This window comes from Nonomuraea sp. NPDC001684 (assembly GCF_053596515.1).
In genome coordinates this window covers 1-20461 of sequence record NZ_JBSFGJ010000141.1, presented here as the reverse complement: position 1 = coordinate 20461, position 20461 = coordinate 1, and the positions used below count along the sequence as shown (strand labels likewise).

Annotated in this window: 19 protein-coding genes and 3 pseudogenes; 15 read left to right on the top strand and 7 right to left on the bottom strand. The window is 68.6% G+C overall.

Going from position 1 to position 20461, the window contains the following annotated elements:
• Positions 1–152: 152 nt before the first annotated feature.
• Positions 153–548, top strand: coding sequence for a MerR family transcriptional regulator (locus ACWCSD_RS24295; RefSeq protein ID WP_449918088.1), 396 nt, complete (start codon positions 153–155; stop codon positions 546–548).
• 48 nt (positions 549–596) lie between these two features.
• On the opposite strand, the pseudogene ACWCSD_RS24290 reads toward ACWCSD_RS24295, so the two are convergent.
• A pseudogene (locus ACWCSD_RS24290) lies at positions 597–689 on the bottom strand (helix-turn-helix domain-containing protein); the annotation flags it as partial.
• Between the two features lie 441 nt (positions 690–1130).
• On the opposite strand from ACWCSD_RS24290, the gene ACWCSD_RS24285 reads away from it, so the two are divergent.
• The gene (locus ACWCSD_RS24285; protein WP_449918086.1) at positions 1131–2216 is read left to right on the top strand and encodes an IS110 family transposase; all 1086 of its coding nucleotides are present in this window, start codon (positions 1131–1133) and stop codon (positions 2214–2216) included.
• Between the two features lie 71 nt (positions 2217–2287).
• Here the strand turns inward: ACWCSD_RS24285 and ACWCSD_RS24280 are convergent, their stop codons facing one another.
• Positions 2288–3133, bottom strand: coding sequence for an alpha/beta fold hydrolase (locus ACWCSD_RS24280; protein WP_449918083.1), 846 nt, complete (start codon positions 3131–3133; stop codon positions 2288–2290).
• 58 nt (positions 3134–3191) lie between these two features.
• On the opposite strand from ACWCSD_RS24280, the gene ACWCSD_RS24275 reads away from it, so the two are divergent.
• Positions 3192–4139: a DUF5937 family protein gene (locus ACWCSD_RS24275; protein WP_449918081.1), complete on the top strand. Its 948-nt coding sequence runs from the start codon at positions 3192–3194 to the stop codon at positions 4137–4139.
• A 136-nt stretch (positions 4140–4275) separates the two neighbouring features.
• Here ACWCSD_RS24275 and ACWCSD_RS24270 read toward each other — a convergent pair whose 3' ends face one another.
• Positions 4276–5598: an FtsX-like permease family protein gene (locus tag ACWCSD_RS24270; RefSeq protein ID WP_397159136.1), complete on the bottom strand. Its 1323-nt coding sequence runs from the start codon at positions 5596–5598 to the stop codon at positions 4276–4278.
• Positions 5595–6317, bottom strand: a complete 723-nt coding sequence (locus ACWCSD_RS24265) for an ABC transporter ATP-binding protein (protein WP_449918078.1) — start codon at positions 6315–6317, stop codon at positions 5595–5597. Before ACWCSD_RS24265 ends, ACWCSD_RS24270 begins: the two co-directional genes overlap by 4 nt.
• Positions 6318–6442: 125 nt before the next feature.
• Between ACWCSD_RS24265 and ACWCSD_RS24260 the strand changes: the two genes are divergently transcribed.
• The 4 genes from ACWCSD_RS24260 (at position 6443) to ACWCSD_RS24245 (ending at position 9627) form a co-directional block, all read left to right on the top strand.
• Positions 6443–7321 carry a TetR/AcrR family transcriptional regulator gene (locus tag ACWCSD_RS24260; protein WP_449918075.1) on the top strand — a complete coding sequence of 293 codons (879 nt, stop codon included), beginning with the start codon at positions 6443–6445 and terminating at the stop codon, positions 7319–7321.
• Between the two features lie 801 nt (positions 7322–8122).
• Positions 8123–8308: an RNA polymerase sigma factor gene (locus ACWCSD_RS24255; protein ID WP_449918073.1), complete on the top strand. Its 186-nt coding sequence runs from the start codon at positions 8123–8125 to the stop codon at positions 8306–8308.
• Between the two features lie 60 nt (positions 8309–8368).
• On the top strand, positions 8369–8626 hold the full coding sequence (locus ACWCSD_RS24250; protein ID WP_397159128.1) for an RNA polymerase sigma factor: 258 nt from the start codon (positions 8369–8371) through the stop codon (positions 8624–8626).
• A complete protein-coding gene (locus ACWCSD_RS24245) occupies positions 8623–9627 on the top strand; it encodes a hypothetical protein (RefSeq protein WP_449918070.1) in 1005 nt (334 codons plus the stop codon). Before ACWCSD_RS24250 ends, ACWCSD_RS24245 begins: the two co-directional genes overlap by 4 nt.
• A gap of 185 nt (positions 9628–9812) precedes the next feature.
• On the opposite strand, the gene ACWCSD_RS24240 is transcribed toward ACWCSD_RS24245, so the two are convergent.
• Positions 9813–10871 carry a cobalamin-independent methionine synthase II family protein gene (locus tag ACWCSD_RS24240; protein ID WP_449918068.1) on the bottom strand — a complete coding sequence of 353 codons (1059 nt, stop codon included), beginning with the start codon at positions 10869–10871 and terminating at the stop codon, positions 9813–9815.
• A 110-nt stretch (positions 10872–10981) separates the two neighbouring features.
• On the opposite strand from ACWCSD_RS24240, the gene ACWCSD_RS24235 reads away from it, so the two are divergent.
• The 8 genes and pseudogenes from ACWCSD_RS24235 to ACWCSD_RS24200 all read left to right on the top strand — a co-directional run bounded on the left by ACWCSD_RS24235 (position 10982) and on the right by ACWCSD_RS24200 (position 18528).
• The gene (locus ACWCSD_RS24235; RefSeq protein WP_449918066.1) at positions 10982–11644 is read left to right on the top strand and encodes a hypothetical protein; all 663 of its coding nucleotides are present in this window, start codon (positions 10982–10984) and stop codon (positions 11642–11644) included.
• Positions 11645–12072: 428 nt separating this feature from the next.
• Positions 12073–13017 carry a C45 family autoproteolytic acyltransferase/hydolase gene (locus ACWCSD_RS24230; protein WP_449918065.1) on the top strand — a complete coding sequence of 315 codons (945 nt, stop codon included), beginning with the start codon at positions 12073–12075 and terminating at the stop codon, positions 13015–13017.
• 219 nt (positions 13018–13236) lie between these two features.
• Positions 13237–13672 (top strand): annotated as a pseudogene (locus ACWCSD_RS24225) (IS5 family transposase); the annotation flags it as partial.
• 316 nt (positions 13673–13988) lie between these two features.
• Positions 13989–15512 (top strand): radical SAM protein, encoded by a 1524-nt coding sequence (locus ACWCSD_RS24220; RefSeq protein ID WP_449918062.1) that lies wholly within the window; start codon positions 13989–13991, stop codon positions 15510–15512.
• A gap of 114 nt (positions 15513–15626) precedes the next feature.
• Positions 15627–16040 carry a hypothetical protein gene (locus tag ACWCSD_RS24215; RefSeq protein WP_449918060.1) on the top strand — a complete coding sequence of 138 codons (414 nt, stop codon included), beginning with the start codon at positions 15627–15629 and terminating at the stop codon, positions 16038–16040.
• 57 nt (positions 16041–16097) lie between these two features.
• Positions 16098–16520 (top strand): hypothetical protein, encoded by a 423-nt coding sequence (locus tag ACWCSD_RS24210; RefSeq protein WP_397159110.1) that lies wholly within the window; start codon positions 16098–16100, stop codon positions 16518–16520.
• Between the two features lie 26 nt (positions 16521–16546).
• The gene (locus ACWCSD_RS24205) at positions 16547–16984 is read left to right on the top strand and encodes a hypothetical protein (protein WP_449918058.1); all 438 of its coding nucleotides are present in this window, start codon (positions 16547–16549) and stop codon (positions 16982–16984) included.
• A 737-nt stretch (positions 16985–17721) separates the two neighbouring features.
• Complete coding sequence (locus ACWCSD_RS24200) at positions 17722–18528, top strand: endonuclease/exonuclease/phosphatase family protein (RefSeq protein ID WP_449918056.1); 807 nt, start codon at positions 17722–17724, stop codon at positions 18526–18528.
• A 108-nt stretch (positions 18529–18636) separates the two neighbouring features.
• Here ACWCSD_RS24200 and ACWCSD_RS24195 read toward each other — a convergent pair.
• Positions 18637–18827: pseudogene (locus ACWCSD_RS24195) on the bottom strand (IS5/IS1182 family transposase); the annotation flags it as partial.
• A gap of 648 nt (positions 18828–19475) precedes the next feature.
• Positions 19476–19730, bottom strand: coding sequence for a hypothetical protein (locus ACWCSD_RS24190; RefSeq protein WP_397159105.1), 255 nt, complete (start codon positions 19728–19730; stop codon positions 19476–19478).
• Positions 19731–20461 lie beyond the last annotated feature (731 nt).

Below are 20461 nucleotides of genomic sequence, written 5' to 3'. Positions count from 1 at the left end.
GCGCCGATCCCGCGGCTGCCGCCGGTCACCAGCGCCACTCTGCCGGTCAGGTCACTCATCGATGCCTCCGTCGTAGGTATGTGTTCGTCGTGCCGGCATGGTAGAAGTTGACATCAGTGTCAGATTCAAGTTGTCCTCGGGGGAGGTGCGGAATGCGGATCGGCGAGCTGGCCCGGCGCAGTGGGGTGAGCGAGCGTTCCCTGCGCTACTACGAGGCGCAAGGACTACTCCGCGCCGAGCGCACCCCCGGTGGACACCGGGACTACGGCGAGTGGGCGGTCGACCGCGTCGTACGCATCCAGACGCTCTATGCCGCGGGCCTGAACAGCAAGAAGATCGCACAACTGCTGCCCTGCCTGAGAGATGCCGACGGCCGCCCGAACGAGATCGCGACCCCGAAGCTGATCCGCGAGCTCACCGCGCAACGCGACCGCATCGACCACATGATCACCGACCTGATCCGCTCCCGCGAGGTCCTGGACGAAGTGATCGATACAGCGTCGGAGAGCTCGACCGCCGGCCCGGCTCCACTCACGCGTCGACGGTGAGCGCCGGGCCGGCTCGACCTGGACCGGCTGGAGCACGACTTCGCCGCCGGCGCGCGGTCGGTGCCGGCCGTTGGTCGGGTGCCAATTGCGGCGGATCTCCCGGCTGATGGTCGAGGGCGCACGGCCCAGCTCTGTGCGCAGTAGCTCTGCCGCTTCAACACCTTCCCGGCCTCGCCCTGAACCTCGACGTCGCGGTGATCTTCGGCCCAGTCGTCCCCAACGAACAGCACAACGACCTCCGTGATCGACAACAGGACACGGAAGGCCGCAGGAGCCGGTCGGCGACCTGATGGACCAGTGCTCACCCCAGCCGTCGGAGGGCACGACATCCAGTGAGACTCAAGGGGTGGCAGCAACGGCCCTTTCCAGTGAGATGGAAGGGGCAGGAGGTGCTCCCTTTGAGGCTGACCCAACGACATCCCGGCCCCGCTGATCGGGTGCCCTGTGATGGATCTGTCGCCTCAGCCGGAAGCATCGCCGATGGTGCGTGCCAGAGCGGTCGCGCGTGGCCTGATAGGAGCCTGATCGCGCTGGTCCCGTCACTGGTCTGCCCGCCCGGCCGCCAGGCACGCACCGCCACCGATGCTCCCCGACGAGACAAGGACGCTCAAGAAGCGGCGGATCGTCGGCGGTGTCGACACCCACGCCGACACCCATCACGCCGCAGTGGTGCTGATGAACGGTCGCCGCCTGGCCGATGCCGAGTTCCCGGCCACTGCAGCCGGATACACCGAGCTGCTGGCCTGGCTGCGTTCGTTCGGCAGGCTGCACGCGATCGGGGTGGAGGGCACCGGATCCTACGGTGCCGCGCTGGCCCGGCACCTGCGCGGCCAGGACCTACGAGTGATCGAGGTCAACCGCCCGGATCGACGGCAACGCCGCGCCAAGGGCAAGTCCGACCCGTTGGACGCCTACGCAGCGGCCGAGGCCGTGCTTGCCGGCCGGGCCAGCGCGGTGCCCAAGGCCGGTGACGGGATCGTCGAGTCGATCCGTGCCCTGCACCTGGTCCGCACGGGCGCGATCAAGGCTCGCACCGCCTGTGTCAACGAGATGAAAGCCCTGGTCGTCACCGCTCCCGCCGAGCTGCGTGAGCAACTGCCCGCCCGATCGGCGGTCAAGCTCGCCGACGTCTGCGCCCGGCTGCGGCCTACCGGCGATCTGGCCGACCCAGCTCAGGGCGTCAAGGCCGCGTTGCGCCGCCTGGCCATGCGTTACCGCTCGCTCACCGTCGAGATCATCGACGCCGACGCCCAGCTGGCCGTTTTGGTCAAGCAGGCCCGGCCGGACCTGCTGGCCGTCCGCGGCGTCGGTGTCGAGACGGCTGCCCAGCTGCTGTCCACCTGCGGTGACAACCCCGACCGACTGAACTCCGAGGCGGCGTTCGCCTCCCTGTGCGGCGTTTCTCCGGTCCCGGCTTCCAGCGGCAAGACCAACCGCCACCGGCTCAACCGCGGCGGCGATCGACAGGCCAACCGTGCCCTCTACATGATCGCCATCACGCGCATGGGCCACGACGCCAACACCCGCGCCTACGTGGCGCGCCGCACCGCCGACGGCCTGTCAACCAAGGAGATCATCCGCTGCCTGAAACGCTACATCGCCCGCGAGCTCTACAAGGTCCTGACCAGTCCGGCAACGCGCGAAAACGATCTTCCAGCAGCCGCTTGACAAGACATAGGAGCATCCATCAGCGATCAAAGGCCCCTGACCACCGGTGAGGGCGGCCCCGGTGGCTCCCATCAGGTGGTGAGGAAGGCGGCGACCGTGCCGCTGAAGTGGTAGGGGTCGTCGAGCCACGGGTAGTGTCCCGCGTTCGGCTGCACGTGAAGGGTCGCGTCGCGGAAGAGCGACGCGGCCTGAGTGAGGCTCGCGGCGGTCGGCCACAGGTCGACGGCCCCGCCGAGGAACAGCACGGGCGCGGGCAACGCGCGCAGCGCGGGAAGGACGCCGGGGTCGGGCGTGTAGCCGGCGTAGTAGTGGTCGCTGACCGGCAGTGAGCGTTCGGCCGGGTCGGCGGCGGCGTGCGCCCGCGCCGCCGCGTCCCAGCGGCCGTACATGAGCGGCTCGAACGCCGCCCGGAAGCGCGCCGCCTCCGCGAAGGACCTGGCGGAGGCCATCCCCCGGTAGGCAGGCAGCGCCGTGCCGTACCACGGCTCCTTGGAACGGGAGGAGAGCACCTCCTCCGTGCCGACGTCGGAGGGCAGCCCGACGGCGACCAGGGACGGCGCGACCAGCACCAGGTGCGACAGACGGCCGGGGTGGGCGGCGGCGTACAGCAGCGCCCAGCCGCCGCCCGCCGAGTGGCCGAGCAGGTCGATCGCGTCGAGGCCGAGGTGGATCCGCAGGGCCTCGACGTCGTCCACGAGCCGGTCCACCCGGACGGTCGACAGGTCGGCGGGCAGTTCCGACGCACCCGTGCCGCGGGTGTCGAGCAGGACGAGCGTGCGGTGCCGCGCCAGCCCGCCGAGGGTGCCGAGGTAGGACGAGGCGCGTCCGGGGCCGCCGGACAGCACGATCAGAGGCGGGCCCGACCCGACCGCCCGGTAGGCGAGGGTCGTGCCGTCGTAGGAGACGAAGGTCTGCATGGCGACCAGTCTGCGAAGATGCAGGTACGCGACAGAACCGTTTAGAAGGGGCTAAAGCGTGCCATTGCGCATCAGGCTGTCGGGGACCGAGGCGGCCAAGGTGCGCTTCGCGGTCTCGCCGCTGACCGAGACCGTGCTCGCGGTCAGAGCGCTGGTACGGCCCGCCGCCCATCCCGTGCACGCCCGCTGGCGGCGGCGGACGGCCTTCGCGCCGGATCAGGAGCTCGCGGAACTGGTGGCGGGGCCCGTGCCTTCCTTCCTCATGAACGTGCCGCCGGGTCCGTCGGCCGGGATCGGCGCGGAGCTCGCTCGGCTGCGCGCGATGCCGCCCGCGTTCGTGACGTCGGAGCTGGCCAAGGCGGGTGTACGGGCGAGGCCCGCCGGTGAGCTGCTCAAGCGGGTGGCGGAGGAGCTGGAGCGCTGCCATGCCGCGCTGATCGCCCCGCTCATGGACCGGCTGGGCGCCGTCCTCGACGCCGACGTCGACCGGCAGGCGCGACGGCTCGCGGCGGGCGGCGTCGCAGGAATGCTCACCCACCTGCACACGCAGGTCGCCTGGAGCGGCGGCGAGCTCGTGGTGTCGCGGTGCGCGGGCGACGATACCGTTGAGCTGGAGGGGCGCGGCCTGGTGCTGACCCCGAGCGTCTTCACCTGGCCGGACGTACTCGTCGACCGTTCACCTCTGGAGGCGGGCCGGCTCGTCTATCCGGCGGGCGGCGCGGGCCGGCTCTGGGACGACACCCCGTCCGCCCCCGAGGGCCTGACCGCCGTGCTCGGCCGTACCCGGGCCGCTCTCCTCGAAGCCTTGTCGGAGCCGTTGTCCACGGGCGACCTGGCCTCCCGCCTCGCCGTCACGCCCGGCGCCGTCTCCCAGCACCTCACCGCCCTGCGAGCCGCGGGCCTGGTCACGACCAGACGCACGGGCCGCACGGCCACCCACACCCGCACCGACCTGGCCACCGGCCTCATCGCCGCATCCCCATCGACCGCACCGCTTCGCCCCTGAGCGGGGCGGCTGCCGCGACTCCGTCCGCACCTCACCTCGGGCAGGCGTGCGGCGGGTGAGCGCAGCGGGGACGGTCAGGGGAACGGGTCAGGCGGGGGCGCCGGGGTCGGCGGGGACAGTGGTTCGGTGCCGGCGGTCAGGGGGCGGACAGCGCCTCGACCGGCCTGACCCGCAGCGCCCCCGCGGCGGTGGGCACCGTGGCCGCCAGGACGAGCAACAGCGCGCCCCCGGCGATGGCCACGTAGACCCAGCCGGGCCCGGAGGCCATCGGCGACCCGGTCTTGACCAGGCTGTAGGGAACGGTGGTCGCGGCGGCGGCGACCGTGCCGAGCGCAACGGCCAGGACCGTGGTCAGCACGCCCTCGGCCACGACTGTTGCCATGACCTGCCCTCGGGTGGCGGCCGACAGGCGCAGCAGCCCGAACTCGCGGCCCCTGCGGCGGGTCGCGGCGATCAGCGTGTTGACCACGACGATCGCCGTGAACGTGATGATCATGGCGACGACCAGGTAGTTCACCGGGGCAAGCCGGGCGCTGACGTCGGCGGCGCCCCGATGGAGGCTGTCCTCGGTGCTCTGCATGTAGAGCGTGCCGCCGGCAATGCCGACCATGAGGATCAGCGGCCCGGCGACGCTGCCGGTGTGCGGGGCGCGGGCGTGCAGGTTGCGGACGGCCAGCCGCCCGGACGCCCCTAGCCCGGCCCCGGCCAGCCGTCCCACCGGCCGGACGGCGACCGGGCTGAGCAGGGCCAGGCCGACCGCGACGGCGACGCCCGCCGGGCCCGCCGTGCTGGACAGCAGCGGGCCGTCCGCCATGAACAGGGTCGTCACCGACAGGCTCAGCCCCAGCGCCAGCAGCAGCCCTCCGGCCACCAGGCGGCCCCGGCCGAGCGCGCGGGCGGGCCCGGCGGCGGCCAGCGCCCGCACCGGCGGGATCGACGCGGCGCGCCTGCTGGAGATCAGCGCGGCGGCCAGCGCGGCGACCAGGGACGTACCCGCCCCGAGCGCGCCGCTCGGCCACCCCGCGACCAGCTGGACGCCCGCCCCGACGAGCCCGGCGTCCGCCAGGCGGGCGAGCACGACCGCGCCGAGCCCGGCGCCCGGCAGCAGCCCGGCGGCGATCGCGGGGACGGCCACGACCAGCGTCTCCAGCACGACGTTCTGCCGGATCTGGCGCGGGGTGGCCGCGATGGAGCGCAGCAGGGCCAGCTCCCGCTCGCGGTGGCCGATGGTCAGCGACACGGTGGACACCACGCCGAAGGCCACGACGGCCAGCGTCCAGCCGCCCAGGATGGCCGGCAGCATGACGAGGAACCCAGGGTCGCGGCCGGTGGCCAGGCCGGTCTCCAGCAGGGTCGCGAACGCCGTGAGCAGCGCGGTCCCGGCCGCCATGACGGCGGCCGAGGCCAGGTAGGACGCCCGGTGGGCACCGATCGTGCCGAGGGCCAGCCGCCACCTCATCGCGCACCCCCGGCGTGGGCGGGCGCGGACAGGCGGGCCATGCGGGCCGCGACCGTGGCGGCGTCGGGGCGCGGCAGGTGGTCCACGACGTGGCCGTCGGCGAAGAACACCACGACGTCGGCGTAGGAGGCGGCCACGGGGTCGTGGGTCACCATGACGATCGTCCGTCCGTCCTGGGCGGCGGCCTGGCGCAGGATGGCCAGCACCTCGCGGGCGGCCTGCGTGTCGAGGGCGCCGGTCGGCTCGTCGGCGAACACGACGGCGGGCTCGCCGAGCATCGCGCGGGCGATGGCCACCCGCTGCTGCTGGCCGCCGGACAGCTCGCCGGGCCGATGCCCGGTGCGCTCGCCCAGGCCGAGCCGGGTGAGCAGGGCCCGCACCCGGCGCGCGTCGACGCGGCGGCCGGCGAACTCCAGGGGCAGGATCACGTTCTGCGCGACCGTCAGGGTGGGCACCAAGTTGAAGGACTGGAAGACGAAGCCCATCCGCTCGCGGCGCAACCGGGTCAGCGCGGCCTCGTCCAGGCCGTCCAGGCGGCGGCCGTCGAGGACGACCGAGCCGGAGTCGGGCCGGTCCAGGCCCGCCGCGCAGTGGAGCAGGGTGCTCTTGCCCGAGCCCGAGGGGCCCATCACCGCGGCGAAGGTGCCAGTGGGGATCGCCAGGGAGACGTCGTCGAGGGCGGTGACGGCGGTGGCGCCCTCGCCATGGCGTTTCGTCACATGGTGGAGTTCCAGAGCCATTTTCGTCACAGAATCGACGTACATTGCACGAGTCATAAATACACCGTACATCAATTGACGATTAATGCGACGTGAAAGGGATGAAGTATAATTTCGTCACAGAATTGAGTAGTGACGAAAAGGGGCGTGACGTGGCGGCGTGCGAGGTGTGCGGGCGGGAGTTGCGGACGGCGGAGCGGGGGCGGCCCCGGCGCTACTGCTCGCGCGCCTGCCGCACGAGGGCCTACCGGGCGCGGCTCGCCGAGCCGCCCGCCCCCGAGGAGCCCGCGGCCCAGCCGGGGCGTCCGGCCGAAGCGGCGCTCGACCAGGGCCGGGTGGTCCGGGCCGCCGTCGCGCTCGCCGACCGGGAGGGGGTCGCCGCGCTGTCGATGCGGCGCGTCGCGACCGACCTGGGAGTGGGAGTGATGTCCCTCTACCGGTACGTCCCGAGCCGGGAGGAGCTCAACGACCTCATGGTCGACGCCGTCTTCGCCGCCCGCCCGCTGCCCGAGCCGGGGCCCGACGGCTGGCGGGCCAGGCTGGAGCTCTCGGCCCGGCAGGAGTGGGAGCTCTACCGGCGGCATCCGTGGATGTCCCACCTCGTCGCGGTCACCACCCGGCCGCCGGTCGCGCCCGCGCTGATGGCCTACACCGACTGGCGCATGCGCGCCCTCGACGGGCACGGGCTCGACTTCGCCACGCTCGTCCAGGTCGCCATCATGATCGGCACGTACGTGCAGAGCGCCGCCGTGCCGCTCGCCCACGAGGCGCAGGCCGCCCGTACCAGCAGGCACACGCGGCGGGAGTGGGCGCAGGCCCGCAAGGAGGCGTTCGCGCGCAGCATCGGGGCGGCGCGGCTGCCGATGGTCGCGGAGTTCGGGGACGAGGCGTTCGAGGCATCGGAACCGGAGAACATCTTCGAGTTCGGGCTGCACCGCATGCTCGACGGCATCGGGCTGCTGCTGCCCGACCAGAGCCCGCCGGGGCCGATGGGCACCCGGTAGCGGCGATTGCACCCGGTGAGGTCGAGAAGCAGGCGGCCGCCGGCCTTCCCCGCCCCTGCTCGATCTGCGGAAGATCAAGCCCGGCCATCGTCACGCACAACACGGCTTCGTCTGCCGAGCCTGCCGCCCCCATCACAAGGGCGCCTCCAGCCTGGAGCACCTGTTCCTTCAACCCTTGATCACGGCGTCGCTTGCGCGAGTTCCTCAAGCCGGCGGCGCAGTTGCTCCACCCGAGCGCGAGCGGCGTCCTCGCGGCGTGCCGGCTCCTCCAGCAGCGAGCTCATGACCACCTCGCGTTCTTGCTCACAAGGTGGGCAACAACTGCCGTTCAAACAGTCTGGATCGCGAATTCGCAGCTCACCGGCTCCCTGAAGACGAACTGCACCCATGGGAGAAGTCAGCGTGAGTCTTATCGGCGAGCGTCAGGTCGGTGGCGACGGTGAGCGCTGGTACCACATCCGCTCCTGGCCGGGCGGACCCTCCCCTCACAGGCTCTGCCCGGGTTGCAAGGCGCACACATCACGGCCGCGGACGTAGGCGGAACAGCACGGCGACAACGGTGGATCGGTCGCGTGGAGAGTCGCCGGCCAGGCGCTGGAGGGCGTTCACTTCGTCACAGCGTCGTCAACGGCAGGACCCAGGCGTATGCAAACGACAGGCAAGCTCCGTGCATTCGCCCATGACCTGCGCGTTCCCGCCCGGGACCGGCCGGCACAATCTTGGGCCTGTGGCCGGACACATCTCTGCGACAAGTAATCAAGATTTCCTGGAAGAGTCGCATGCTTGAGGGCAAACAAGAATGTGATCACTGCTCCTGACGTCTTCGAAGCTGTTTTCGAAGCCCATTACGTGGAGATCCGGCGCTACATCGGGCGCAGGCTCGACCCCGATGTGGCCGAGGATCTCGCCGCGGAGACGTTCCTCATCGCCTTCAGGCAACGCGAACACTTCGACTCGGCCATGGGTGGGGTCAGGCCGTGGCTGTAGGGCATCGCGACCAACCTCATCGGCCGCCACCGGCGCGCCGAGGTGCGCAGGTACCGCGCCATGGCCAGGACGGGGCCGCCACCTGACGACGAGGGACATGACCAGCGGATCGTGGACAGGCTCAGTGCGGGCGTGACGGTTGATCGGCTGGCCGGGGCGCTGGCGCGGCTGTCGAAGGGGGAACGCGACGTGGTGCTCCTCATCGCGTACGGCGGGTTGAGATACGACGAGGTGGCGGCGGCGCTCAGCATCGCCTCGGGGACGGTCGCGTCCCGGTTGAGCAGGGCCAGGACCAAGCTGCGTGAGGTGTTGGGATGAACGAGTTCCAGGTCGTCGACTCGGTGATGCCCGATGTGCCACCCCCGTCGGCCGACCAGCTGGCGGCGGCGCGGGAGCGGGTACTCGCAGCCGCACAGGCACCCGCCGGGTCCGTGGTACGGGCGGGCAGGAGGTCGTGGACGGGGATGGCGCTCGTCGCGGCGGCCGTCGCGCTCATCGTCGGCGCGGTGGTGATCCTCGTACCCCGACCTGCATCGGACCCGGTCGCGGTCACCCCCATGCAGAAACTGGAAGCTGCGGCCGCCAGGCTGGCGGCGACACCGAAGGCGAAGGGCCGCTTCTGGCGACGCGACACCGAGCATGTCATGAGGACGAAGAACGGCCATGACTACAAGGTTGAGGAACGGGCCATGGAGGTCCTCGCCTTCGGGCCCAACCGCGAGGTCTACGGCTGGCGTGAGCCGATCTCGTCGGAGCCGTACACGGCCGAGGGCCTAAGAGCGTGGCGACAGGACGGCTCCCCCAGGCTGTGCCCCGCGCGGGGGTGCGACAAGAACATGCCCGCATACGGCTCGGCGGACCTGGACTTGGGGCTGGAGCTCGCCGATGGGCTGAAGCCGACGTTGGCAGAGCTGCGGAGCCTCCCCAAGGAGTCGGCGGCGCTCAGGGCACGGCTGCTGGAAAGCTACGACCCTCAGGTGGCCGCCGAGCGCGAGCCATGGCTGGAGGGGGCCGCCTCTCGGCTCATCAACTCGCCGGCGACGCCTGGCACCAGGGCTGCCGCCTACCTTCTCCTGGCCAAGGCGCCGGGCATCAAGGTGGTCGACGACATTCCCGGGACGTTCGGGCTCGACGGGCTGGCCCTCCAATTCCAGTGGGGGCAGATCGTGATCGACCGCATCACTGGCCAATTCCTCGGGAGGCAACGGCTCACTCCCGAGGGCGTCGCCTGGGGCGCCGAGATCGTCAGGAAGGCGGGCTGGAGCGATGTGCGGCCCGTGCCGCCTTCCACATGCGTCCGCTGTACGGCCCGGCTCTAGAGCACGCGTACTGGATTGCGGTGCGACGGCGACCATCAGCAGGCACGTTCTCGGCCTGATGCCCAGCGCGGTTCAGCACCTGGTAGGCGGGTGACGCTGCGATCCGTGCGCCGCACCCCGCCCACCTCCTTGCGGGTGACCTGCTCGTCCGTGGCAACGTTCTCACGGACGGGCAGGCGCAACGATCAGATGCCGAGCTCGGCCGAGGCCAGCTCGGTGCCCTCCAGCCGGGCCCGGATCTTGGCGAACGCCGTCTCCCGTGAGGTGGAGGTGTCGTCGGCGAACGGCGCGAACCCGCAGTCGTCACAGGTGCCCAGCCGGTCGGCGGGCAGGTGGCGGGCGGCCGTCAGGACGCGGTCGCGGACCTCCTCGGCGGTCTCGACCCGCGGGTCCACCGGATCGATCACGCCGACGAAGATCCGCGCGTCGGCGGGCAGGTGTTCGGCGGCGACCGCAAGGACCTTGTCCGGGTCGGGCTCGCTGGCCAGTTGGAGGTAGAAGTTGCCCGCCTTGAGCCGGAACAGCTGGGGCAGCAGGGCCGCATAGTCGACGTCGAGGCTGTGGGTGGAGTCCTGGTCGCCGCCGGGGCAGGTGTGCACCCCGATGCGCGCGCGTTCCGCGTCGGTGAAGCGCTCCAGCACGCTGTTGTTGAACGCGACGAAGTCGTCCAGCACCCCGCCGCTCGGGTCGAGCTTGAGCGAGAGCCGGCCTTCGGTGAAGTCGAGTTGCACCACGTGCGCCCCGGCCTCCAGGCAGCCGCGGATGTCGGCCTCGGCCTGGTCGGCCAGGTCGGCCAGGAACGCCTCGCGCGGGTAGCCGTCGATGCCCTCGGCCGGGTAGAGCAGGCTCAGCGCCGACGGCGCGATGACGGCCTGCTTGACCGGCACGCTCGCGTGGCGCTGGGCGGCGCGCAGGTAGCGCTCGGCGTGGACCTGGTAGCGGAACGGCCCGGCCGCCAGCCGGGGCAACTGCCGCTGGTGCCCGTCGGCGAAGGGGATCACCACGCCGTCCGGGGCGAGCCCGTCGAGCCCGGCGAGCGGGTAGGTGGCGAAGCTGGGCTTGGCCTGCTCGCCGTCGGTGACCACCGGCGAACCCAGCTCCTGGAGACGGCGGACGGTGTCGCGGACGGCCTGTTCCTGCGCCTCGGCCAGCGCGGACGCTCCCTCGGCCGGCTCGGAGGCTGCGATGGCCAGCAGGGCAGGCGGGCGGGGGATGCTGCCGATCGGCTCGGTGGGGAGTGACATGATGACAGCGTAGATAACGACGCGTATCTGATCAATCGCTTCCCGTGCGCGTGGTCGCCCGCTTCGCGGACACGGGTTGAGGAACCGACGGACAGCCGTTGGCGCAGAGGATGTGGGTCACCGACCTCGACGTCGACATCGACCGGACGAGCGTCCGCGTCGCCAACGACACCGGCGGCACCGACCTGGCGATGAGCGCCGCCACTCCCTCGCAACGCGCGTACCCGAGCGGGGCCAGGGTCTCCACGCTCACCTCCTACACACAGATCGGGGAGGCCTGGCACTCCACGCTGAGCCAGACCAACATGCTCTCCGCCGGAAGCAGCCGCCTGCCCGCCGGGCAGTTCGGTGGTGGCGGTTTCGACGAGTTCGGCGGCGCGCCGGTAGGACAGGCGGGCCCGGCCGGTGGCGGGGTCGAGGTCGCCGGGCGGCAGCTCCACCCGGGCGCGGCGATCGGTGAGGAACAGCGGCCCGGTGCGTCGGCCGTCCCGCAGCCGGGGCAGGAGCCGGGCGGTGGCAGTGCGCCAGACGATGATGCCGACGTCGACCAGCTTGGTCGGCAAGTGGACGCACGCCGTCAACGTCGGCGCCGCCGACTTGCTGGCCATCTATGGCGAGTTGCCTTGCAGCTCCAGGTCGAATTCGTATCTCTTCAGCTGGTAGAGGCGCAAGGATCGCTGCGGGAGGAAGCCGAGCATGCGGATGAGTGTCGAGAGGATCACCGTGTGGACCCATTCGATGGGCATGAGCCCGATGAAGGCCCACTGGGGTGATGTTGCGAGTAGCCATGCCGCGCACTGCCGCGCCAGGTAGCGCGAACCCAGCAGGTCGTCGCGTGCCCACCAGCGGTAGGTGCAGGGAAGGCGCCTGTGGAACAGGCGATACAGCGCCCAGCGCCACAGCGGCGGGCGCTACCCGCAGGCGCAGTGCGATACCGCCACGTACGACGTCGAGCGAGTCGCGCAGGGTCGGCCTGGTCTGCTCCGGCTTCGCCAGGTCCAGCAGCGTGCCGATCAACTCCTCGCCCCGCGTCTGCCGATATCGGAGCGGGTAGGCCCGCGCGAGAAGCCGGCAGTGGCGTTCGTAGCCATCCATGATCACGTCCCGGGCTGGAGCCGATGGCGGCCACCTGGGTGAATTACCCGCACAATTAGCTAGGTTGCCCGCACCTCGTCCGATTCTCACAGGGAAAGTGGCAGCCATGCGGCAACAGCACAAGACCTTCCAGGCGATCGAGGTCGGCGACGGCAGCGACGAGCGGTGGGCCGCCCACGCCCGGGCCCTGTGGCAGGACATGGAGGGCCTGCTGACCGAGGAGGGCCGGACTCCGGAGGGCGCGGATCGTGTTCGGGCGTTGTTCCGTGCGCACCTGCCGGAACTGGTCCCGGTTCTGGACCGCCTGGCCGGCCAACTCGACCGGCCCGAGGCGGAAGTCTTCCTCACCCACGCGGCACTGCGGCCGTTCTCCCAGTCCTGCACCCAGATCGGCCAGAACGGCACGCTGCTGCGCAACTATGACCTGCGGCCCGATCAGTGCGAGGGGACCATCGTCTCCTCCTGCTTCCTGCGCCCCGTGATCGGGATGCAGGACATGCTGTGGGGCTTGCTGGACGGGATGAACGACGCCGGTCTCGCGATCTCGCTCACCTGGGGCGGACGTTCTGTCTACGGACGTGGCTTCGCCATTCTCATCCTCGTGCGCTACCTGCTGGAGACGTGCGACACCGTCGATGAGGCGGTCGACAGGCTGCGATCCCTGCCGGTCGCCGTCCCCCAGAACCTCACCCTTGTCGATCCCAAGAAGGCGATGACGGTGTTCGTGGGACCGGATATGCCGCCGACGGTGGCACCGGAGGCCTGCGCCTCCAATCACCAGCACCTGCCGGTGACCGACGAGCAGGAGCGGGCCATGCGGACGCAGGAGCGGCTGCGAGCCGTCCGCGCCGCGGGCGCGGACGTGGCGGCGATGCTCAAGCCGCCGCTGTATCGATCCGTCGACGAGCAGGGGACGGCAACGCTCTACACCGCCCACTACCGGCCCGCCGAGGGCCTTGTGACGTACTACTGGCCCGGTGAGTCCTGGCAACAGTCCTTCGGCGACTTCGCACCCGGAACCCGCACCGTGACCTTGGGCCGGGCCAGCTGAAAAGCCAGCTTTCCGGACTCCTGCTCACCCCTGCACGAAGATCTTGCAAGAACATGCTTTCACCCACCACAGACAAGCCCTCCCTCGGCCGGCCCTGCCACGTGGCAATCCCCCTGAACGGTCAGCGCCCGGGCTGCCTACGCGGGAAGCGATCATTCTCTTCTCGGGAAGCGATCTTCTCAACCCCTCTTGCGCCCCAGGCCAGCCCTATTCGTGAACGCCCCGGACGGCAGATGCCGGGCGCTGTCACGGGTCCTGACACCGGGCCAGTACGGCGACAGCCCGCAGTTGGAGCGGGTGTTGCGGGCCGTACGGGTCCCTCGGCCGGGGCCGGGACGCCCACGCACCCGACCTGACAGCGTGGCCGGACAAGGCGTACTCCTCCCGCGCCAACCGCCTCTACCTGCGCCGCCGCAAGATCCGCCATTCCATCCCCGAACCGCGCGACCAGCGTGCCCACCGCCGCAGGCGCGGCTCTGCCGGGGGACGGCCCACCGGCTTCGACGCCGACCGCTACAAGGCACGCAACGTCGTCGAACGGGCCATCAACCGGCTGAAGAACTTCCGGGCCGTGGCCACACGCTACGACAAGCGCGCCTACATCTTCCTCGGCACCGTCACCCTGGCCACCTTGGTCATCTGGCTCCGAACTTGATCTGAGAAGCAGTCCCCAGAACGGCGCTTCGGTGCTGATGGCGGTCGGGTTGCCGATGGTGAGGTGAGCGCCATGGCGCATATAAATAATCGCATGGACAGTATTTACCTTCGGGGAAGGTAGCCGGTCGCGCCTCTGGTAACAACTTCTAGTGCCAGCCTGCACCGACTCCCCGTGAATGTCATGAGTATATGACGGACGAAAGAACAAGCGCTGAAGCCGCCTTTGCTTGTCGTTGTTGATGGCCTGGTTCCGAGCCTTTTATGGTGACGTCGCACAAACGAGTTCATTCCGCGCGTGCTGCCATGTGGCGGGAATGCGCAGCGCAGAGAGCGAGACGGGGATCATGAGCGTACAAGAAGTGACCGCACAGGCGCGCGAAAACGCGTACATATACGACCTGTCTGCTACGCTCTTCAAGCCGGAGACCTTGTTCGAGCAGAGCGTCGACAACGACAGATGGGTGATTTTCGCTCCTGATTTTCAGGGCCTGCCCGTGCTCATCGATTCCGCTACCCGGGATCTCATGAACTCCTTCGAGAACGGTGCGGCCGTGGCCGATGTCCTCGCTCGGCACTCCGACTTCATCGGGACCCTTGGTTCCATCAGCGCTCTGGAGGAGCGAGGCTTTCTTCGCGCATATCCTGCACAGCTTCCTTATCCAGCGCCTCCGCCTCGCCACGCTCCCAGGGACTTCTCGGCGTGGTTGCACATCACCAACATGTGCAACCTCAAGTGCGACTACTGCTTCGTCGGGGAGAAGACGTCCGAAGGGATGTCGCCCGAAACCATGAAGATGGTCGCCGAGCAGGTGCGCAGCACGGCCGAGCGCTACGGGACCCAGAACATCGCGATCAAATTCGCGGGTGGTGAGCCCACCATCTCGGTCCCGAGGATGGAACTCTTCAGGGACATCATGCTGCAGACGATGCAGGATTCGCCGGCACAGGTCAAATTCGCGGTGCTCAGCAACGGCACACTGGTGAAGGACCAGCTCCTCGATTTCTTGACCCGAACGGGAACCGCCATGTCCATCTCTCTGGACGGCTATGGCGACGACCATGACATCTATCGGCGCTACGGTTCCGGCAGGGGCTCATGGAAAACGGTGTCCACGAACATCGAGAAGCTCATCGAACACGGCATCCGGCCGTACATCATGGCCACCATCAGCCAGGAGAGCTGCAGCAGTCTTCCTGAGCTGGTTCAGTGGATCTACGGACACGGCCTGCGCTGCCGCCTCAGCATCGTTCGCAATCCGAACTCTAGCTGGGCCGGAGGTGACCGGCGAGCCGAGTATGCCGAATACAACGCCACCATCGCCGCCGCCTTCGACAAGGCGTTCACGGTCCTGGAAGATCCCGCAACGGTCATCGATCTCCGGTCCGGCCTGGACCTTTGCGAGCTCTACTTCGACAGGCCCACGCGCGGCATCACCTGCGGTACAGGGGACAATCACCTCGTCATCAAACCCGATGGCACACTCGTGGCCTGTCCCATGACGGTCATGGAGCCTGGGCTTCGTCCTTCCGGCGACCTCTTCGCCACTGCCGCAGCCACCTTCCCGCACTCGCCGGCCGAGCGTCATTACGAGCGTATCGAAGACGACTGTCTGAGCTGCAAGTGGTTCGGAGTGTGCTCCGGAGGCTGCCCCATCACAAACCTCCGGGTAAAGGGTCATGCATTCACCCGCTCACCGCTGTGCTCCTTCTACAAGGCGGTGATACCGCGATACCTTACCTTCTTCGGCAAAAAACTGCGGCAGGCCGAGAAGATGCGGGGAGAAGTGCCGTCGCAGCTCGCCCTTCCCCGTGACGAACCATCCGTCGCGGGTTGCTGACCGCTTGAGGTGAGCACTGGTGGGGCGTCAGGTGGCATGCCCCACCACCTGCAAGACGTGAACAGACGTCAAGTGTACAAGGGTCATCTGGCAATGCCTGTGAAAGGAGGCAGGATGAGTTCGCTGGAAACGCTGGAAAACCTACCTGGCATGACACTTCGCGGCACTGTGGTGAAGGACTCGGAAGCCGGCTTCGTCGTGGACGTCCAGGGTCAACTCGTAGAAGTGCCGGCGGGGTCGCTTTTGAACGTGGCCAGGACGGACGAGGAAGTGGAGCTGACCCTTGCACCTGACACCCAGCTGCTGATGCGGGGCATCACGTCGCCGATCCCGGAACTCATCGAAAGCGATGTCTTCGACGAGCTGCCGTTCGCGGGCAGCGAATCCGACAATGGAACGACGACGGCGGGGGGCAACTGTAACTGCAACTGCAACGGCGGGAATTGCAATTGCAACTGCAACTGTGCCGCCATCCTCAGCGAAGAAGCCTTGGCGGTCGGAACCATTTTCCGGCGCGCCGTTTCTTGACGACGTCATCCACCAAAACGGAAGTACTTGCTACTGTTTCCTAGAAAGGAGAATCAGATGGCGAGGTCAGGTATCGACGCTGCGCTCTCAGCGGCGCGGGAGGACGCGCAGCCGCGAGTGCAGGGAAAGATCATCGCGGAGAGTGAAGATTCTCTGGTGATCAGGGCGGCGGACGCGATAATCGAGATTCCGATGCGCTTCGTCAAGCTTCGCAAGGAAAGAGGGGGCGACAATCACGAGGTCGTGCTGGCGGAGGACGCGGAGATCGTGGTGGGCACGATCGTGTCCGTCAAGGAGGGGTTCATCGGTGATGATGTGTTCGGACCGCTGACGCCCGGCGTTCTCGCGGACAACTGCAACTGCAACTGCAACTGTTCCAGCACCACGGCGACGGTCTCCGAGGAGGCGGCTTCGCAGTTGCGATCACCGTTCGTGGGCGGTGGCGCGCGCACGAGGACGCCGAGAGAGAATGCCGACTGAAGTGCACGCCGTCCAGCTGGAGCATCATGAAGCGGTCGGAAACGATGGCGCATCTGCCCGAAATGACACTTCAGGGCACCTTGATACAGGAGTCGGGGACCCGCCTTGTCATGGAGGCACGAGGCCAGCTCATGGAAGTTCCGGCCCGCTCCCTGCTCAGGATCGCCAGGGCGGATGAGGAAGTCGAGCTGACCCTGGCACCGGACACCTGGTTGCTCATGCACGGCATGACAATGCCACTCTACGTTCTCGTCGAAAGTGATGTGTTCGACGAGCTGCCGAAGCCGGGCAGCGAGGAGGGCAACGGCGGGACGTGTATATGCAACTGCAACTGCAACTGCGTGAGCGGTGGAGGCAACTGCAACTGCAACTGCAACTGCGCGGCGATTTTGACAGAGCTCGAATGTACGCCAGCGGGCGTCTTCCGGCGCGCCTGGACGCCGGGCCATGGAAGCGGAGGCTGAAGTCGGCAGTGCCGCAGCGAGGTTCCATGCTTGAGGCGGCGGGGCTGTCCGCCAGAGGCATGGCGCGGGCCCGCCGGGCATGAGAAGAGGCTTCCGGTAGGACAGCAGCCGGTCAGGATCCGACGCCTCTACCGGAGAGCCTCGTGCCCCTGCCCTGATTCCGCTGTCCGGTCATCCCCTGATCTTCCTGGCCGAGCTGATCCGGACCCGACGTGCATGGCGCCGCTGCCGGTGGCGGCGCCTGGCCCCCTACCGGCACGCCCTGCTGGTCCTGACCTGTCTGTAGCAACGCCACACCTCGCATCCAGAGTTGGCCGCGCCCGCCGTACACCCGCCCGGCTTCCTCCGGGCTGGCAGACCACAGGGACTTGGGAGCGTGTGCACGGGCGAAGGAGGCGGTGGAGGACACTCGGTCATTGAGCTCGTTCGTCATCGCTCAGCAACTGGCCGATCTGCGCGGGAGTTGCAAGTCCATAAGAAGCACGCCTCACTGCCGGACACACTCCGAATCCTCGAAAGCGCCCTTCGCGAGCGTTAGTGGTTGTCTCAGTGAGGCTTTTCCCACCTGATCGGGCTGATCAGCAGGAGAGAACCGGGACGGGTTGGCATGAGAAGAGGCTCTTGGCAGCTCGTACGCCCGGCTCTGACCCCATGAAGACCAATAGGCTCCTGGTTGCCAGATGTGCCAGTTGAGCGGTCTTTTGACCGCTCGGATCATGTGTGGAAGGAGCTCGGTGATGATCAGCCAGCTCGTGATCGCCGGACTGTTGTTACCGAACCTGTCCGTACAGGCACAGCCACCTCTCCTGCACGTGATGACGTGGAACGTCTGTGCGGGCACCAACGCCGGGTGCGCGCTCTTCCGGCGCTCGAACGCCGAGCTGGCCTGGCACGTGGCAGTGCTGGCGACCGAGGCGGACGTGGTCTTCCTCCAGGAGTTCTGCACGGGCGCCGACGCCGACCTGGAACACGAGCTCGAACGCCGTACCGGCCGGAATTGGAGCATCCGGTCGGCGGGGCTGATGTATTCGGACGGTTCCCCGTACCAGTGCCTGCCCGACAGAAACGGCAGGCCACGCGGGGTGCTGAGCGTCACCCTGGCCGTGGCCGGAACGGACACCGGCCTCGTCGTGCACGCGCTGACCTCGCCGCCGTGGGGAGCCCGCAGGTACGCCGTCTGCACGGCCGACCGGGCGTTCTGCACCGCGCACCTCTCGTCGGGATCGAGCTACGACGACAGGCAGAAGGGCAGGCCCTACCGGCACATCCAGTTGCGCGAGCTGTTCAAGCTCGGCCGGGGCGTGATCGGTGGCGACCTCAACCTGGTGCCGCGCGACGCCGCCGCGGCCTACAAGGGCCGCGACGAATGCGACCCGCGCCGGCGCTGGACCTACGTGACCCGCAAGCGGAAGATTGATTACGTGTTCGCCGGCGAGGGCCGCGTACGGAAATGCTTCGTCGATTACGCCCGGAGCACGTGGTCTGATCACGTCCCGCTGCACGCCTGGGTGAGAGCAGGCTCAACGCCGCCTGCACCACGCTGAGCCGGCCCAGCACCAGGTTGTTCGTCATGCCCTACCAGCGAAACCCGAATTTTGCGCATCCACGCTGCCGGCCAGGGACGAATTGGGATGCGGCCTCATTGAGGCCTTTCATCCGTGGGTGAGCTCGTAGTTTTGCAGGACGGCGATCGCCTTGCATGGCTGTCTTGCCTTGTGCGGGCAGCAGCGAAGCTTGCGGAGGATGCGCCAGCCTTTGAGCTGGGCGTTAGCGCGTTCCCCGGAAGCCCGCGGAGCCGGGCGTGGGAGCGATTGGCCGCCTTTTGTGACAGGGGCTTGTTGCGGCTTCAGCAGCGGCAGGTGCCGTTGCTGATCCCCGCCCGCGCCGGCCGCGAAAAGCCCGACACGCCGATGACGTCAGACAAGGGAGACAAGCGCCCTCCTTTACAGCGTAGATTCATAAATTGGGGCGCCCCACCTCGGAGGCTCACGCCCCATGGTCCTCCGGTCAACCTCGCGCACTACGGCGTCGGCTCACAGAGCTGGCAGGTCCGTCGAAGCCAGGGCCCGTGAACCTGACGCCACAAGACCAACAAGGCTTGGCGATGTGACTGCCACCGCCCCGAAGCAGCCCATGACACGGAGAAGGCGCCGCCCGGCCGCCTCGCTCACCCTGCGCGACACTGCGAGGAGACGAGCACAAATTCAGCCGCTCACAGCCGAACGAACTCGGGGCACCCCTCGAGCCAGCCTCCAGGCCGGGAGCGTCTCCGCTCCCGAGAACACGATCTTCTCGGAAACCGGTTGACCTGCGCAGATCAGCCTAGTTTGGGGCTAGGGCACGGCTGGGGGGAGGATGCCTACTACGACCTGATCAGCGGCAACTGGGCAGCGTTCGCCCCGACCCCGCCCGCCGGGCCCTGACCACGAAGCACACCAGCGTGAGGGGCGCTCGGCCTGCGGCCCGATGCCCCTCACGGTGTGGCAGGGCCTCAGTCCTTCTGCCTCTTCTTCTTCGCCCCGAGAACGGCGCCGCGGATTCCCCCGGCGATGCCGCCGAGATGAGCACCGACCGCCATGCCGGTCAGGCCGCCCTCGGCGCCCGCCAAGCCGCCGAGCACGATGCCGGCGGTGGCCCCCCTGTCCGCACCCTTCACGGCGCCCTTAAACCCGCCGTCCGGCGTGTCGCGGATGATCTCTTCTTCGACCTTCTCGATCGCCCTCTCGACGCTGCCCTTCTTGGCCATGAGCCCTCCCATGTCACGGAGCCAAGCCCTTCCTATAAGCAGTAGGCGGCCCATCCGCCCGGAAGTCAACGCGGGAGGGGTCGGAGGCGTGATCACCGTCCGGCAGTGGTGGCGGGAGGATCTGCCGTTCGACGCTCCGCTGGATGTGTGGCACCACCGGGTGCAGGCCCAGCCGAGCAGGGGGAGGGCGTGCTGACACAGTCGGTGGACGTGGCCCGCCCGTGTGGCGGCTGTAGGGGTTCGACGGGCAGGGCACCCTAAAAAAAAGGCAGCAGGCCCCGGCCATGATGGATGTCCGGGGCCGCGGAAGGTTCGAGAGCTCATGCATCGGAGGAGCGGTCACTCCCGCCTATGTAGGCGACGCCACCATCTCTTCCATGCAGGTACGTTGCCCGGTAAGGCATCGCCGCTGCTGTCCCCCATGTCGGAGGAGTCCGATTCGCGGAAGGTCAGCTCAAGCTCACCAAGGAATCTGGTCTTCCACTTCAGCGACTCCACCTTGTGTGCGTCGCCCTTGGCCATCAGGCGAAGGACTCCCAGAAACGCCACGACTGGTAGAGCGATCGGCAGGAGCCAGACGTAGGGGCTGCTGACCGTTTCACCGATCGCAGCCCACACCTTGTGCTAGCTGTCCTTACGAAGGGCTAGGGACATCGACCCCGTCCTTTCCGATGGCAGGCACGAACGTGTAGTCGGGGAACCTCGTCCCACGGATTGTGGGACGAGGTCAC